This window comes from Sphingobium sp. EM0848 (assembly GCF_013375555.1).
Classification (GTDB): domain Bacteria; phylum Pseudomonadota; class Alphaproteobacteria; order Sphingomonadales; family Sphingomonadaceae; genus Sphingobium.
This window is the reverse complement of the sequence record NZ_JABXWB010000001.1, coordinates 2021413-2036991: the sequence shown is the minus strand read 5'-3', so window position 1 is coordinate 2036991 and position 15579 is coordinate 2021413. Positions and strand designations below refer to the sequence as shown.

16 protein-coding genes and 1 pseudogene are annotated in these 15579 nt (G+C 66.3%); 8 read left to right on the top strand and 9 right to left on the bottom strand.

Annotated features, from left to right (window positions below; all coding sequences use genetic code 11):
- Positions 1-50 precede the first annotated feature (50 nt).
- Genes HUK73_RS09740 through HUK73_RS09730 form a run of 3 tightly spaced genes read left to right on the top strand, consistent with a single transcriptional unit; the run spans position 51 to position 3799 of the window.
- Positions 51-1679, top strand: a complete 1629-nt coding sequence (locus HUK73_RS09740; RefSeq protein ID WP_176591719.1) for a beta-3-deoxy-D-manno-oct-2-ulosonic acid transferase — start codon at positions 51-53, stop codon at positions 1677-1679.
- A complete protein-coding gene (locus HUK73_RS09735) occupies positions 1672-2955 on the top strand; it encodes a capsule biosynthesis protein (protein ID WP_176591718.1) in 1284 nt (427 codons plus the stop codon). The genes HUK73_RS09740 and HUK73_RS09735 overlap by 8 nt, the downstream gene beginning before the upstream one ends.
- Before the next feature lie 22 nt (positions 2956-2977).
- Entirely contained in the window at positions 2978-3799 is an 822-nt protein-coding gene (locus tag HUK73_RS09730; protein ID WP_176591717.1) for an aminoglycoside phosphotransferase family protein, read from the top strand.
- On the opposite strand, the gene HUK73_RS09725 is transcribed toward HUK73_RS09730, so the two are convergent.
- Both HUK73_RS09725 and modB read right to left on the bottom strand, forming a co-directional pair.
- Positions 3786-4394: an ATP-binding cassette domain-containing protein gene (locus tag HUK73_RS09725; RefSeq protein ID WP_176591716.1), complete on the bottom strand. Its 609-nt coding sequence runs from the start codon at positions 4392-4394 to the stop codon at positions 3786-3788. The two genes, HUK73_RS09730 and HUK73_RS09725, sit on opposite strands and share 14 nt — an antisense overlap.
- The gene (gene modB / locus HUK73_RS09720; RefSeq protein WP_176591715.1) at positions 4384-5082 is read right to left on the bottom strand and encodes a molybdate ABC transporter permease subunit; all 699 of its coding nucleotides are present in this window, start codon (positions 5080-5082) and stop codon (positions 4384-4386) included. The genes HUK73_RS09725 and modB overlap by 11 nt, the downstream gene beginning before the upstream one ends.
- A 109-nt stretch (positions 5083-5191) precedes the next feature.
- On the opposite strand from modB, the gene HUK73_RS09715 reads away from it, so the two are divergent.
- A complete protein-coding gene (locus HUK73_RS09715) occupies positions 5192-5938 on the top strand; it encodes an HAD-IIB family hydrolase (RefSeq protein WP_176591714.1) in 747 nt (248 codons plus the stop codon).
- Positions 5939-5951: 13 nt separating this feature from the next.
- On the opposite strand, the gene modA is transcribed toward HUK73_RS09715, so the two are convergent.
- The gene (modA, locus tag HUK73_RS09710; protein ID WP_176591713.1) at positions 5952-6725 is read right to left on the bottom strand and encodes a molybdate ABC transporter substrate-binding protein; all 774 of its coding nucleotides are present in this window, start codon (positions 6723-6725) and stop codon (positions 5952-5954) included.
- A 100-nt stretch (positions 6726-6825) separates the two neighbouring features.
- Here modA and HUK73_RS09705 point away from each other — a divergent pair, with 100 nt between their 5' ends.
- Positions 6826-8490: a molybdopterin-dependent oxidoreductase gene (locus HUK73_RS09705; RefSeq protein ID WP_176591712.1), complete on the top strand. Its 1665-nt coding sequence runs from the start codon at positions 6826-6828 to the stop codon at positions 8488-8490.
- Here HUK73_RS09705 and HUK73_RS09700 read toward each other — a convergent pair.
- Entirely contained in the window at positions 8478-9653 is a 1176-nt protein-coding gene (locus HUK73_RS09700) for a glycosyltransferase (RefSeq protein ID WP_176591711.1), read from the bottom strand. The genes HUK73_RS09705 and HUK73_RS09700 overlap by 13 nt on opposite strands.
- A 58-nt stretch (positions 9654-9711) precedes the next feature.
- On the bottom strand, positions 9712-10275 hold the full coding sequence (locus HUK73_RS09695; protein WP_176591710.1) for a helix-turn-helix domain-containing protein: 564 nt from the start codon (positions 10273-10275) through the stop codon (positions 9712-9714).
- Between the two features lie 97 nt (positions 10276-10372).
- On the opposite strand from HUK73_RS09695, the gene HUK73_RS09690 reads away from it, so the two are divergent.
- Together HUK73_RS09690 and aat are read left to right on the top strand one after the other, a co-directional pair.
- Entirely contained in the window at positions 10373-10822 is a 450-nt protein-coding gene (locus HUK73_RS09690; protein ID WP_176591709.1) for a DUF6456 domain-containing protein, read from the top strand.
- 74 nt (positions 10823-10896) lie between these two features.
- On the top strand, positions 10897-11652 hold the full coding sequence (aat, locus tag HUK73_RS09685; protein WP_176592905.1) for a leucyl/phenylalanyl-tRNA--protein transferase: 756 nt from the start codon (positions 10897-10899) through the stop codon (positions 11650-11652).
- A 35-nt stretch (positions 11653-11687) separates the two neighbouring features.
- On the opposite strand, the pseudogene HUK73_RS27140 reads toward aat, so the two are convergent.
- From HUK73_RS27140 to HUK73_RS09665, 4 genes and pseudogenes are all read right to left on the bottom strand, one after another.
- Positions 11688-11858 (bottom strand): annotated as a pseudogene (locus tag HUK73_RS27140) (DUF2155 domain-containing protein); the annotation flags it as partial.
- A 227-nt stretch (positions 11859-12085) separates the two neighbouring features.
- On the bottom strand, positions 12086-12484 hold the full coding sequence (locus tag HUK73_RS09675; protein WP_176591708.1) for an NADH:ubiquinone oxidoreductase subunit NDUFA12: 399 nt from the start codon (positions 12482-12484) through the stop codon (positions 12086-12088).
- Positions 12485-12529: 45 nt separating this feature from the next.
- Complete coding sequence (locus HUK73_RS09670; protein ID WP_176591707.1) at positions 12530-13057, bottom strand: DUF192 domain-containing protein; 528 nt, start codon at positions 13055-13057, stop codon at positions 12530-12532.
- A 62-nt stretch (positions 13058-13119) separates the two neighbouring features.
- On the bottom strand, positions 13120-13644 hold the full coding sequence (locus HUK73_RS09665; RefSeq protein ID WP_176591706.1) for a regulatory protein RecX: 525 nt from the start codon (positions 13642-13644) through the stop codon (positions 13120-13122).
- Positions 13645-13842: 198 nt separating this feature from the next.
- On the opposite strand from HUK73_RS09665, the gene HUK73_RS09660 reads away from it, so the two are divergent.
- The gene (locus HUK73_RS09660) at positions 13843-15564 is read left to right on the top strand and encodes a fatty acyl-AMP ligase (RefSeq protein ID WP_176592904.1); all 1722 of its coding nucleotides are present in this window, start codon (positions 13843-13845) and stop codon (positions 15562-15564) included.
- Positions 15565-15579: the final 15 nt, after the last annotated feature.

Sequence of the window (15579 nt, the reverse complement as noted above, 5' to 3'; positions counted from 1 at the left end):
TTGAAGCGTCGCACCATGTGCTGTGGGTCTGACGGGGGCAAGGGACGGCTTTGACGAATGCGCAACCTTTTCTGCGCTCTCCACCCTTTCCGGGGGTGAAGGCCGCAGTGGCCGCGATCAGCCGCGCCCTGCGGCCGGACGAGCGGCTTGTTGACATATCCGACGCCGTGCTCGACGCCATTGCCGACGCGCGGGTCGGCGGCACATTCTGGGGGCATCGCCCCACAGGCATCAAGCTGGTGATGCGCGAGGGCGTCGCGGTGCCGCAGGCGGCGCTGGACGGGCTGACCGAGCGGGACATCGGCGTGGCCTTGAAGGGCAAGCGGGTGGCCCGTGCGTCAGGCGTGATCCTGCCGGAGCCGAGCGACCTCTGGACGCTGATCGCTTCCGCGCGATCCGTTCATGCCGCGCCGGACGATGATCTGGCGATCGTCGCGGGGCTGCTGGGCGTGCCGGTCTTCGGTCCCGATGAAGCGCCGGTCGCGCCTGAGCGGTTGCGGGAAGCCGCCCGCGCCAGGATCGCGGCGGCCAGCTATCGCGATTGCTTCAGTGGAGAGGCGGTCGATGCGGCGCAGGCGGTGGCGCAACTGGCCGACTGGCGGCGGCATCTGGACGGCAATCAGGGGATCGCGGCGGCCAGCGGCATGGCTTTCTGGAAGCGGGAGGCGATGCGCCATTTCCTGTGGGACGGCGTGCGTTCGCCGCCTTTCCTGCCGACGGAGAAAGGGCTGCGGCGGGCGCGGAAGCAGGGCGCTGTGCTGGCCGTCTGGCCCTCACGCGTGTCTTCAGACGTTCTGGAGCAGAGCGATGTCGCCATCGCCCGCGTCGAGGATGGCTTCCTTCGTTCCAGGGGGCTGGGCGCTGCGTTGCATCCGCCCGGCTCCGTGGTGGTCGACCGTTTGGGCATTTATTATGATGCGCGGCGGCCGAGCGATATGGAAAAGCTGCTGGCGACCCATGTCTTTTCCCCCGGACTGGAGGCGCGGGCGGCGCGTCTGCGCGCGGCGATCCGGGCATCGGCCGTCACCAAATATGGCCGCGATGCCGGGCGGATGATCGATCTGCCGTACGGACGCCGCACCGTCCTGGCCGTGGGGCAGGTGGAGGATGACCTGTCGGTCGCCTATGGCGGTGCGGGTGTGGCGGGCAATCTGGACCTGCTGAAGCGGGTGCGTGCTGCCGAGCCGGATGCGTTCATCGTCTATCGCCCCCACCCGGATGTGCAGGCGGGGCTGCGCAAGGGGCATCTAGGCGACGCGGTGGTGCTGGCACACGCCGATTGCATCGACACGGGATCGCCGCTCATGGAACTGGTGCAGGCGGTGGACGAGGTGCATGTGCTCTCCTCTCTCACCGGGTTCGAGGCGCTGATGCGCGACCGGCCGGTGTCGGTGCACGGCATGCCCTTCTACGCCGGATGGGGGCTGACACGCGATCTGGTGCAGCCCAATGAACGGCGTGGTCGTCAACTCAGCCTGGATCAGCTTGTCGCGGGCGCCCTCATTCTTTATCCACTCTATCTGGATCCGGTAACGCGCTTGCCCTGCGGCCCCGAGGTGATGGTGGAGCGGCTGGCAAGCGGGGCGCCGTTGCCGGTATCCTGGTTGATCCGACTGCGGACTTTACAGGGGAAGTTGCAGAGATTTATGACCTTGTCTGCCGAGTATTTGCATGGTTGACGCCCGAGCCAAGACCTTCCTGTTTCTTCAGGGGCCGCATGGACCCTATTTCGCCATGTTGGCCGAGGCCTTGCGTGCAAAGGGGCACCAGGCGCTACGCATCAACATCAATGGCGGCGATAAGGTCGACTGGCAGGGGGAGGGGGCGACCGACTATCGCGGGACCTTCCGCAACTGGCCGCTTTTCTTCGACGATTATATCGTCAACCATGGCGTCACCGACCTTATTCTCTACGGCGATTGCCGCCCCTATCATGCGTCGGCGCACAAGATGGCGCGGTTGCGCAATCTGCGCGTCCATGTGGTGGAGGAAGGCTATATCCGGCCCGATTTCCTGACGCTTCAGGAAGAGGGGGTGAACGGCAATTCGACCCTGCCGCTCGATCCCGACTGGTATCTGGAGCAGGCCAGGGCGCTGCCGCCGGAGGAAAATGGGCGGGACCCGCAAATCCCCTCCACCTTCCGCCAGCGCGCCTTCAACACCGGGCGCAACGGCATGGCGTCGGCATTGATGCGGCCTGCCTTTCCCTTCTACAAGACGCACCGGCCCAACAGCTTCCTCTGGGAGACGGTGGGTTGGTTCAAGAAGCTGAACCTGCGCCATGCCGAGCGCCGCAAGTCGCGCGAGCAATGGGCGGAGGTCGGGGACCGGCCCTATTTCGCTCTGCCGCTCCAGCTCGATTCCGACTATCAGATTCGCGTGCATTCGCCCTTTGGCACGATGCGGGCGGCGCTGCGCTTCGTGATCAAGAGCTTTGCGTCCCACGCCCCGGCCAATACCGCTCTGGTGGTGAAGCGGCATCCGCTCGATCCGGGGCTGGTGGCCTGGGGACGGCTGGTGCGGCGGTTGGCGGCGCATTATGGCGTCGGCGATCGCGTCTTCTATCTGGCGGACTGGGACATTGCCGAGGTGGTCGGCAGGTCGCTGGGCGTGGTGACGGTCAACAGCACCGTAGGCACGCTGGCGCTGAATGCGGGTAAGCCGGTGGTGGTGCTGGGTCACGCGGTCTACAAAGTGCCGGGCGTGGTGCATAAAAGGTCGCTCGATGAGTTCTGGTCGGCGCCGGGAGCGCCGGACATGGCGCTCTATTCCGCCTTCCGCCGGGTGCTGATCGACCGTTGCCTGATCCGGGGCGGCCTGCTCAGCGAAGAGGGGTTGGCGATGCTGGTCGAGAATGCGGTCGAGCGGCTGACCCGCAGGCCACCGGCGCGCGCGCCCGTTCGGCGCGGGGCGGAGGTGCACGATCTGAATTCCGCGCGAACCGCTGCGCGCTAGGGTGTCGTCCGCACCATCCGGGATGTCGGCCGAATTACTGGAGGACAATCTTTCGACCCTGGCATCCGGCGCCAGCGCGCGGGTGTGCCGCGTGCCTGAACGCTATGTCGTCAAGATTTTCCATGCCGCCGTTTCGGAGGAGATGATCGACCGCGAATTCGCGGCGGCGACGCTGGCGGCGGATTGCGGCATCGCGGTCGCCCGGCCGGTCGAGCAATTGCGCCTGAGGGCGGGGCGGGCGATCCTCTATCCCGAGATAGCGGGGCCGACGTTGATGCGGCGGATGCGCGTGCGTCCGTTGGAAAGCGGTGCGATGCTGCGCGACATGGCGGCATTCCACCGGCGGATTCATGGCTGTCCGGCGCCGGGCCTGCGCGCGCTGCGGCAGGTGCTCGGGACGGACATCATCTACGGACCTGCCGATCCGGCCTTGCAGGAGGCCGCGCTTCGCCTGTTGGACGGGCTGCCCGATGGCGACCGGCTGCTGCATGGCGATTTTCATGTGAAGAACATCCTGATGGCAGACAGCGGGCCGGTTGCGATCGACTGGTCCAAGGCGTCACGCGGGCCGGTGACGCCGGACATAGTGCGGACGGAAATGTTGATGCGCTTTGGCGAGGGGCCGCAGGACTGGCTGACCAACCGGGTGCGCGATTGGGCGGCGCGCTGCTATGTTGACCATTATCGCTGCATCGCGCCGGACCATTTCCATCATGTGCCGGAGTGGCGGGCGATTGTCGGGCTGGCATGGCTGCGCGCGCGCGCGCCGGTGCGGCGGAAGGCTTTCCTCGCCTATCTCAACTGCGCGCTGACGGATGTGGGCCTGCCCGTCACAGCGGGATGATCTGGTCGGCCAGCCGCTCGACCTCCGCGCGGTCGTGGCTGACATAGAGGATCGGCATGGCGAGGTCGCGCTTCATCCGCTCGATCACGGAGAGGATGTCCTCCCGCCGCGACGGATCGAGCGAGGAGAGCGGTTCGTCCATCAGCAGGAAGCGCGGGCCCGACAGCAGCGCCCGGCCGATTGCGACGCGCTGCGCCTCGCCGCCCGACAGGGTGGCGGGCCAGCGGTCGAGCAGATGGCCGATGCCCAGGAAATCGAGCACCGCCTCGAACGACATGGGCGGATTGCCATGCTGGCCGTAGAGCAGGTTGGCGCGGACCTTTTTGTGCGGAAAGAGGCGGCCGTCCTGAAATACGTAACCGGCGCGGCGTTGTTCCGGGGGCCGGTTGATCCCCGTCGCGCTGTCGAACAGCATCTCGCCCGCAACGGCGATCCGGCCCCGGTCCGGGGTCAGGATGCCCGCCACCATGTTGAGGATGCTGGTCTTGCCCGCGCCAGAGGGTGCGAACAGCGCGACGAGGCCCGCGTCGGTGCGGCATTGGAGCGTGATCCGGCGATCGCCGATGCGATGGTCCAGATCGAGGTCAAAGGACATGATTGGTGCGGCCTCCTGCGGCGCGGCGGGCCAGCATTTCCGATGCGACCAGCGCCGCCAGCGACAGGATGACGGACAATATGGCGAGCCGCGTCACGGCTGTTTCCGCGCCCGGCACTTGCAGCGCGGAATAGATGGCGATGGGTAAGGTGCGGGTTTCGCCCGGCACGTCGGAGACGAAGGTGATGGTCGCGCCGAATTCCCCGATGGAGCGGGCGAAGCCGAGCACCAATCCCGCCAATATGCCGGGCAGGGCCAGCGGCAGGGAAATACTGAAAAAGACGCGCCATGGCCGCGCGCCCAGCGTCCGGGCCGCCAGTTCCAGCCGATGGTCGATGCCTTCGATCGACAGGCGCATGGCGCGCACCATCAGCGGCATCGCCATGATCGCGGCGGCCAGCGCGGCGCCGGTCCAGCGGAACATGAGGCTGATGCCCAGCGTCCGCTCCAGCAGGCCCCCCAGCGGGCCGTTGGCGCCGAAGAGCAGCAGCAGCAGCCATCCGGTGACGACCGGCGGCACCACCAGCGGCAGGTGCACGACCGCATCGATCAGCAGCTTGCCGGGAAAGCGGGCGCGGGCCAGCAGCCAGGCCAGCGCAAAGGCAATGGGCAGCATCAGCCCCACCGCGACCAGGCTGACCTGAAGCGACAGCAGGACGATGCCCCATTCTTCGGGTGACAGGATCATGCCCTCTCTTTTGAACAGGAAAATGGAAAAAACCAGCCTTCGTCATGAGCATTGCATCGCACCGACGCACGGGGCAAAGCCACCGCCTGTCCAGTCTGGAGCCGTCCGCATGAAAGAATTGATCGCCTTCGACCTTGATGGGACGCTTGCGGAGAGCAAGCAGCCGCTGGAGGAAGCGATGGGTGAGGCGCTGGCGGGGCTGTTGCAGGTCGCCCATGTCGCGGTGATTTCCGGGGGTGACTGGCCGCAATTCGACAAGCAGGTGGCAAGCCGCCTGCCGGAGCGGGCGGACCGTTCGCGCCTGTGGCTGATGCCGACCACGGGGACGAAGCTCTATACTTATGGCGAGCGTGGCTGGGCGCCGGTCTATGCCGAACTGTTCGACGACGCGCAGAAGCAGGCGATTTTGGAGGCCTTCGACGCTTCGCTGGAAGCGACCGGCTTCGTGCCGGAAGAGGTGTGGGGCGAGCGGATCGAGGATCGGGGGAGCCAGATCACCTTTTCCGCGCTCGGCCAGCAGGCGCCGATCCATGCCAAGGAAGTGTGGGACCCGGATTTCGCCAAGCGCAAGGTGATCCAGGCGGACTTGCGGGAACGCCTGCCCGGCCTGTCGATCAATATGGGCGGGGCGACCTCCATCGACATCACGCGTGAGGGGGTGGACAAGGCCTATGGGCTGAAAAAGCTGCGCGATGCGAGCGGGATCGCGCTCGACGCGATGATGTTCATCGGTGATGCGATTTTCCCCGGCGGCAATGATTATCCGGCGAAGCAACTGGGGCTGGATACGGTGCGCGTGCGCGACCCGCAGGAGACGCTGTCGGTGATCGACGCGATCATCGCCTGCCAGAAATGAATGCCGATCTGTCCTAGGGGCGGCTGAAACCGTAGCGCGCAAGGATGCTCTGCCCGGCATCGGAGAGCAGGAAGCGGCGGAAGCCTTCCGCATCGGCGCTTTGGCTTTTGGCGAGGCGGGCTATGGGGTAGCGGATCGGTTCATGGCTGCCCGGCGGAAAGGTGCCGGCCACCATCACATCCTTCGAGGCGCGGGCGTCGGTCGCGTAGACGATGCCCAGCCGCGCCTCGCCACGCTCCACCAGCGCCATGGCCGAGCGGACATTGTCGCCCAGCGCCAGCCGGTTCGCGACTGAGGGCCAGATGCCGAGCATGGTCAGCGCCGCCTTGCCATATTTGCCCGCGGGCACGCTGTCGGGATTGGCCATGGCGAGGCGGGAATCGCCCAGCGTCCGGGCAAGCGGCATGTTCCGGGCGATGCGCAGCCGCACCGGCATGCGGGCGGGCGCGATCAGTACAAGCTGGTTCCCCGCCAGATCGGCGCGGCTGCCGCGCTGGACGAACCCGGCCTTTTCCACATCGTCCATCCAATCCTCATCGGCGGAGACGAACAGGTCGGCCGGAGCACCGCTCTTGATCTGGCGGGCAAGGGCGGAAGAGGCGGCGAAGGACAGGACGGGGCGGGCATGGCGCCGAGCCGCCCAGGCATCGGCGGCGGCGGTCATCGCCTCCTGCATGCTGGCGGCGGCGAGCACCAAAGGCCCCCGCTGCTGCGCCATGGCGGGCACGAGCGATATATGAAGAAATATAGCGAGCAGCGCGAGGGCGCGGAGAATCACTTTCTGCATCCCCCCTTCTTGCCAGTTCGCCGGTCTTTTGTCTTGGGCGACCATCGGTTAAGCGGGGTCATGATCTTCCTCCCGACCCTGCCGGCGGCCTGATCGCGCCGTGCCGGCCATTCGATCGCTTTGCGGCCAGTGCGGCCTGGGTTGCGGCATCCGCGCCGTAACCGGCGAGGGGCGGCAGGTCCGGATCGATGGCGATCCGGTGCATCCCGTCAATGGCGGCTTGCTCTGCGCGAAAAGCGGGGCGCTCGACGACATGCTGCCGCTCGACGATCGGCTGCTTCGGCCGATGGTCGATGACCGGGCGGTCGGGTGGGATCGCGCGCTTGGGCAGGCTGCGCGGCGTCTGGGCGATGTCATCGCCCGCCATGGGCCGGACAGCGTGGCACTGCATGTGCCGGGCGGGCTGCTGACCGAGGATTATTATGTCGCCAACAAGCTGATGAAGGGTTTCATCGGCTCCGCCCATATCGATGCGCTTTGGGCCGAGGCAGGGGGCATGGCGGCGGCGCAGCGCGCGGCCTTTGGCGAGGATGTGATGCCTGCCGCTGCCGAGGATATCGGACGGGCGGACCTGATATTGGTGGTGGGTGGGGATGCCGTCCGCCGCCATCCGGTGCTTCAGGATCGTATCGAAGCTGCGCGGGAGCAGGGTGCGCGGCTGATCCTGATCGCGCGCGGGGATGAGGGGCAGGAGATCGAGGCCGATCTGCGCCTGACAGTCACGCCCGGCGGCGAGGCGGCGCTGCTGTCCGGACTGCTGTTGCATTGCCGGGATGGCGGGGTTCTGGACGAGGCTTTTCTGGCCCGCAGCGTTGCGGTGCCTTCCGATTTCTGGGCCGGATTGCGGAAGGGGCATGATCTCTGGTCGGTGGCGCGCGCCTGTGGTCTGGAGCCGGGAGAGGTTCGGGCTTTTTATGAAGCGGTGGCTGGTTCGCCGCGTCTGGTGACGCTGTTCAGTCCTTGCGAGGCCGGGGAGGATGCGCGGCGTCTGTCCGCCGCCGTCCTCAACCTTCATCTCGCCACGGGCCGGATCGGCAGGCCGGGCGCCACGCCCTTCGCCGTCACCGATGCGGCCAATGGCATGGGCGGGCGGGAGGTCGGCTGCCGCGCGGGCGAGTTGGCGGCGCATCGGGATTTCTCTCCCGACGCGCTGGCGGCGGTCGAGCGTTTCTGGGGCGCGACCGCCATGGCGCGACAATCCGGCCTGTCCGGTACGGCCCTGGCCGAGGCGATGGGCGAGGGGCGGATCAAGGCGCTGCTGATGTTGGGCGGATTGCCCTCGGCGGGGCATCCGATCCGTGGCTTGCTGGATCGGGTGCCGCTGCTGATCGCGACGACGCCGTGGATGGGGCCGGAGTTGAGAGGCGCGGGCAGGGTCGCGCTCCCCTCGCCGGTATGGGTGGAAAAGGACGGAACGCTGACCGGCGCGGATCGGCTGATCAGCCGGCAACGGCGGCTCTTTCCCTTGCCCGGTGAGGCGAAGCCCGACTGGTGGATCGTGACCCGGATCGCTCGCGCCATGGGCTGGGGCGATGCCTTTCATTATGAGCGACCGGCGGAAATCTATCGCGAGCATGTGCGGTTGACCGCCTATCGCAATGAAGGGGGGAGGCTGCTCAACCTCAGTCGGCACGCGCCCATCTCCAACCCGGCTTATGATGAACTGACGCCCTGGCGCTGGGGGGAGGTGCCGTTCGATGAGGGGCGGTTCCCGACGCCGGATGGGAAGGCGCGCCTCATATCAAGCTGGGATCAGGCCGGCTGACCCGCAATCTTGCGGAGATGCTCCAGCAGCGCGTCGCCATTGGCGCTCCAGGTGAAGCGCCGCGCTGTCTCGCGCACCGCCTCGCGCTCGGGCGGGTTGATGAGGATATCGCTGATCGCGGCGGCCAGCGCTTCCGGTTCGCGCGCGACGATCTGGCCCGCTTCGGGGCGATCCAGCAGTTCCCGCGCGCCGCCGACATCGGTGATGACGATCGGCGTGCCGCAGGCCAGCGCTTCGACCCAGGCATTGGCGAGGCCTTCGGAGGAGGATGGCAGCGCCATCACATCGGCGGCGGCATAGATGCGCGGCAGTCGGTCATGCGGCACGGAGCCGAGGAAGCCGATGCGCCGGTCGACGCCCAGTTCCTCCGCCTGCTTCTCCAAGGCCCGGCGATATTGCCCCTGCCCGGCGAACAGCAGCGTCACGCCATGCAGTTGCGGCAGCGCCTGCACCAGCAGTTCTTGTCCCTTGCGCGGGATCAGCGCGCCGACGCACAGGACGACCGGCCCTTCGAAGCCCAGCGCTTCCTTCGCGGTGGCGCGGTCGACGATCTCGAAACGGTCGAGGTCCACCCCGGTATAATGGACGCGGATCTTGTCGGCATCGATGCCCATGCGCGCCATTGACCGGCGCATCGCATCCGACACGGCGAGCAGGCCCGTGGCATCGTCGGCGGCGCGCTTCACCATCTTCCGCGTGCCCTTGCGCGTGCCCCAATAATGGATGTCGGCGCCGCGCGCCTTGACCGAATAGGGGATGCCGAGCGCACGGGACAGGCGTTGCGCGACCGGGCCGTCGGGGAAGAAGAAGCTGGCGTCGATCACGTCGAAGGGTTGCTGTGCGTGCAACTGCCGGACCAGCGGCAGGATGGCGCGGGTCATGCTGTGGACGTTCAGCCGTCCGCCGAATTTGGGCAGGATCGGAAAGACCGGGCGATAGACGGTCAGGTCCTTCCATCTTTCCCTGGCGGGCAGGGCGGAAAGGGCCGCGTAACGCTTCGATCGGGAAAGCGGCCAGGGCGGGATGCCGAGCGGCGCGACCACCGTGACCCTGACGCCGTCCCGGCTGGCCAGTTCCCGCGCCTGCCGTTCGACGAAGACGCCGAAATTGGGCCGGCTCATGTCCGGAAACAGGGTCGACAGCGTCAGGACGTTCAGCGTCATGGCATCTTCCTACAACACCGCAGTTGATGACGGGTTAAGGATGAAGCGGCCCGCCTGTCTACAGCCTTCTCACCAGTTGGACCGCCACGGCGCCCCAAGGTGGGTCGGTGATCACCTGCTGGCGCGACCCGCTGCCCAGCGGCAGGATTTGCAGCCGGTCATCCTCCCGCCCGATCAGCCGTCCGAACAGGAAGCGCCCGGCATGGCGCGGCAACAGCAGGTCGCGGTTGAGGGCGCTGGCAAATTCGTCGGGCAGGATGCGGCGGCACCAGATTTCATCGCCGCTGCGGTAATCGCCGATGCTGCCCGATACCTGCACGCCGACCATGGCGTCGGCGGGGGCCGGCGGGGGGAGCGCGAGCGGGCGGGTCGGCGCGCGGGCACCGTCAGGGCCGAGCAGCGCGGCGACGGGCACGACGCTCTGGCCGGGCAGGGCCACCAGTTCCGAAGAAGCGACGCCCAGCGCCTTGGCGATGCGGTTCAGCCAGTTGACCGATACGGTTCGGGTTCCGGTTTCCAATCGGCCGATGGTCTGAGCCGTGGTCGGGGGATTGCACAGCGCCCCCACCTGTTCCAGCGTCAACCCCTTTGCCTTGCGCACTTCCCGGATACGGGTGATCATATGTCGTCCTGTTTCACCTATTTGGTTTTTATCCTTTCCTACAAAGGCGCCTGCATGGCAAGTCCCCTGCATCCAATTCCAGCAGGGAGGGCGCCGCATGGCCGCGCAATGTGTCGAACAGATTATCGAGGATCCCTTTGGTCAGGTGCGGAAGGTGGCCGTGAACATCGGGGAATCACCGCTGGCCTGGCTGCATGCGCGGGGGCATTTGAGCGAGCGCCATTATGTCGCGGGCGACATGTTGCGCGCGGATTGGGAAAAGGCCGGGCTGGGGCCACGCATCACCATGCGCTGGGACGTGACGCCGCGCCAGGGGCGGGCGGGGCGCAGGGCGGAGCCGACCGTGGCGCAACTGTCCGCGAGGGAGCGGTTCGATGGCGCGATCCGGGCAGCGGGACCGGGGCTGGCGGATGTACTTTGGCGGGTGGCCTGCGCGGGGGAAGGGCTGGCGGCGGCGGAAAAGGCGCTGGGCTGGCCGACCCGTGCGGGAAAGCTGGTGCTGACGCTGGCGCTGGATCGGGTGGCGGGCTGGTATCGGGTGGGTTAGGCACGAAATGATCTGGCGGTGGCCGCAAACTGTCACTGGCGCGTAAGCGCATCTGGAGTTACATCTTTTCCTTGATGACCATTGATCCGCTGGTGCTGCTGCAGGCCTACGCTATCGGCGTGTTTCCCATGTCCGACGATCGCGAGGCGGAGGAAGTCTATTGGATCGAGCCGAAGCGGCGGGCGATCATGCCGCTGGATGGCTTCCACATCTCCCATTCGCTGGCCAAGACGATTCGGCGGGATCGGTTTCGGGTTACCGCCAATCGCGATTTTGCGGGGATCGTGCGGCTTTGCGCGGAGTCAGCCGCCGACCGGCCCTCCACCTGGATCAATCATCCGATCGAACGCGCTTACCGTCATCTGCACGAGATCGGCTTCGCCCATAGCGTGGAGGTGTGGGAGGGCGAGGAACTGGTCGGCGGCCTCTATGGCGTGGCGATGGGGCGGGCCTTTTTCGGCGAAAGCATGGTGTCGCGCCGGACCGACGCGTCGAAGGTGGCGTTGGCCTGGCTGACGGCGCGGATGCGCTTTGGCGGCTTCACCCTGCTCGACTGCCAGTTCATGACCGAACATCTGCGATCGCTGGGCGCGATCGAGATCAGCCAGCGCGATTATCTTCAGTCTTTGGCGGGCGCGCTCGACGGCGTGGCGCTGGGCGCGGGACGGGGCGTGCTGGCGGCTGGTTCCGGAGTCTGGGCGGAGCTGGCATTTTCGCCACTGGCCGGTGATGCCTTGGCGGCGGGGACATCCCCCTTGTCGCCCAGTTTCACCGTATCGGGGCCGGTTTCGGGCCAGGACATCGTGCAGCTTCTCACCCAGACGTCATAGATTGGATGCTGCACCACATTGCGGTCGGGCCGTTCCCTGAACAGCCAACCGGAAAAATTGCGCCGCCATTTATTGTCGGCTGTGCTGCGCACATCCAGTTGCACGAAAGCCCCGGTTTCCTGCACATTTTCCCAGGGTGCGGTGGTTTCGCATGCCAGAAGGCGGACGATGGCGTCGCCCACGCGCAACGCTTCGCCGGGCTTCATCTTGAGGTCGGCGGTGATGCCGTTGCGCTTGTTGAGCAGGCCGATCACCGCCACCCGCTCGCTCATCGGCGTGCCGGGCAGGCTGCCCGATTCGCCGTTGCTGATCTTCTGCCCTTCGATGCGGACGGGGCCGGACTGGTTGGCTGTAGGCAGATCGTCACCGCCGCAGCCGGCCATCATCAGGGTGCAACCGAGAATCGGCAGGAAACGTCCCGCCGGGCGCGGGATCATGACGCCTCGGGGCTCCACGCTTCATAATCGCCGGTTGCCTTCTGGCGCTGCCCGCCCTTTTCGAGCGCGCCGGAGGGGCGATAGGCATTCGCCGTGCCGGTGGCGTTGGGGGTGAAGTCCTTTTCCCAGATGCGCGGCGGCGGCAGAAAGCTTTCGGGCGCGCCCTCGATCGAATGATGCAGCCAGCCATGCCATTCGGCGGGCACGCGGCTCGAATCATTGGGACCGTTGTAGATGACCCAGCGGCGGGTCAGGCCGTTCACGTCCTTGCCGCCTTCATAATAGACATTGCCCTGATGGTCCTCACCGACCTTGGTGCCCTTGCGGGAGGTGTAGAGCGCGGTGCCGATGGTCGCGCCATCCCACCAGGTGAAGATCTTGCCAAGGAGTCCCATGGGCGAAGCGCTTAGCCGCTGGGGCTGGCGCTTGGCAAGGTGCTTCTAGTTTGGCGGACAGAAATTGGGGCTGTCCTTGGGCTGCGGTGCGCCGGGCACGGCGCAAGGCCCCCAACGGATGCGGTCGCCTTCCCTGATGCCCAGTTCCGCCGCGCGCCCGCCGCGCAGTTCAAGAACGGCGGCGACGGGGATGCCGGCTGAGACGGGTTCGCGGGAATAGGGCTGCGCATTGGCCTTCAGAAAGGCGATGCTGCCGTCCGTATGGATGAACAGCATGTCGAGCGGGATCAGCGTGTTCTTCATCCAGAAGCTGGCCGTGCGGGGCGGGGACATCGGGAAGAGCATGCCGGAATCGGCGTCGAGCGATTTGCGGAACATGAGGCCCTGTTCCTGTTCCTGCTCGGTGCGGGCGACCTCTACGGTGAAGCGGTGGTCGCCTCTGGCGGTACGAATGACGAGGGGGAGGAGGGCGGTTCGCTGGGGGACTGCCGTGGCGGTTGCGTTTTCGGCCTGGGGCGCGGAGGACGAGCAGGCGGCGAGGAGGGCGAGTGGCAGGAGGAAGAGGCGCTTCATGGAGTGGAGGTAACCTATCGGGCGGGGGTGGCGCTACTCAAGACGCTCGTGGTTTGAGCGGATTATTCCTCTTGCTCCGGCACTTCTCCCGGTGCGGCATCAATCCAGCGGCGGGCCGTTTCATAATTGTGTCCGGCGCGCAGGAAGGCGGCGATGGCTTTTTCGCGCTGTTTCGGGTCAGGCAGCGTCAGGGCATAGGGGCCAAGACGCTTGCGGCGGGCGAAGCGGTCGGCGGCCTGCCAGCTTTCGGATGCCGTCTGGGCATCGGCTTCTTCACGGTCGACTTCGGAGATGCCGTCGGCGCGCAGGCTTTCCGCGACCCGGCGCGCGCCATAGCCGCGCCGGGTGAGCGAGGCGCTTTTCATCGTCGCATAGCCGGCATCGTCGACATAGCGCAGTTCGCTCAGGCGATCGACCAGCGCCTGCGGATCGGCGGGCGCCTCGCCGCCCCAGCCGCGCTCCTTGATCTTGCGGCCCAGATAGGCGAGCAGCCTGGCGCGGCTGGTCGCGAAACGCCCGACATAGCGCAGCGCCAGTTCGCGCAGAGCCTCTTCATCAAGGGGTGGAGGGGGGCGTTTGCCGGTCATGGACATGCTTCATGCCTGCTGCGCCTTGATTATGCCACAGTCGGGCCGGAATTTTACCGCCCCTTGTAGAGTAAAAGCCCAGGCTGGAATGCAACTATCCGGTGCAAAGTCGCGCGAAAGCTGTTAGCGGCGCGCCCGGATATGAAGACTATGACAATTAACGCATTGGGTGACACCAATATGACGGGTTCGCAAAGCATGATGGCACCGACGCCGACCACCGACGATCTGCCCCGCCGTTTCTCGGATTTCGAGACGCTGGGCGAGGCGTTGGATTATGCTGCGACGGGGCGGCGGGGCCTGAATTTCCACGATGCCCGTGGAAATCTGGCGCGACCCTATCCCTTTGCGGAGCTGCGCGAGGACGCCATTGCCTGCGCGCACCGGCTGATCGCCCATGGTGTGAAGCCGGAAGACCGCGTGGCGCTGGTGGCCGAAACGGGCGTGGATTTCGCCCAGCTCTTCTTCGGCATCGTCTATGCGGGTGCCTGGCCGGTGCCGCTGCCGCTGCCGACCAGCTTCGGCGGCAAGGAAAGCTATATCGACCAGCTGAACGTCCAGCTGTCGAGCTGCGACCCGATGCTGTTCCTCTTCCCCAAGGAACTGGAAGAGATGGCAGGGGAATCCGGCCGTCAGAAGGCTGTCGAGAGCATCGCGTTCGAGGATTTCATCGCCCGCGAGGCCGTGCCCTGCGACCTGCCGCAGGCGAAGGGTGAGGAAATCGCCTATCTGCAATATAGCAGCGGTTCGACGCGCTTCCCCCATGGCGTGGCGGTGACGCACCATGCGCTGCTGAGCAATCTTGCCGCGCACAGCCATGGCATGGAACTGATCGCGACCGATCGCTGCATCAGTTGGTTGCCCTGGTATCATGACATGGGTCTGGTTGGCTGCTTCCTGTCCGTCGTCGCTAACCAGGTGTCGACCGACTATATGAAGACTGAGGATTTCGCCCGCCGTCCGCTGGCATGGCTGGACCTGATCAGCCGTAATGAGGGCACTTCGATCAGCTATTCGCCGACCTTCGGCTATGATATCTGCGCGCGCCGCATGTCGAGCCAGACCAAGGCGCAGGATCGCTTCGACCTGTCGCGCTGGCGGCTGGCGGGCAATGGCGCGGATATGATCCGTCCCGACGTGATGCAGAGCTTTGTCGACGCCTTCGGTGACGCGGGCTTCAGCCCCAGGGCCTTCCTGCCGAGCTATGGCCTCGCTGAAGCGACGCTGGCCGTCACCATCATGCCGCCGGGCGAGGGCATCATCGTCGAGCTGGTTGAGGAAACCGACCTGTCGGGCGGCGACGCGACCGAGGGCCGTCCGCAGCGCTTCCGCTCGATCGTCAACTGCGGCAAGCCCGCCCGCGACATGATCGTGGAGATCCGCGACGAGGATGGCGGCGTGCTGAACGAACGCCAGATCGGCAAGGTGTGGACCACCGGGCCGAGCCTGATGGTCGGCTATTTCCGCGATCAGGAGGCGACCGACGCCTGCATGCTCGACGGTTGGCTGGACACTGGCGACATGGGCTATCTGTCCGACGGCTATCTTTATATTGTCGGCCGCGCCAAGGACATGATCATCATCAACGGCAAGAATCACTGGCCGCAGGATATCGAATGGGCGGTGGAGCAGCTTCCCGGCTTCAAGCAGGGTGATATCGCCGCCTTCGCCATCACCACGCCGGGCGGTGAGGAAGCGCCCGCCGTGCTGGTGCATTGCCGTACCTCCGACAATGACGAGCGTACCCGCCTGCGCGACCAGATTCGCGAACGGGTGCGGGCCATCACCGGCATGAATTGCGTGGTCGAACTGGTTCCGCCGCGGACCCTGCCGCGCACCAGTTCGGGCAAGCTCAGCCGGTCGAAGGCGCGCAACCTCTATTTGACGGGTGAAATTCGGCCTTACGACATCGCGGCCTGAGTTTCCGGTTTTATG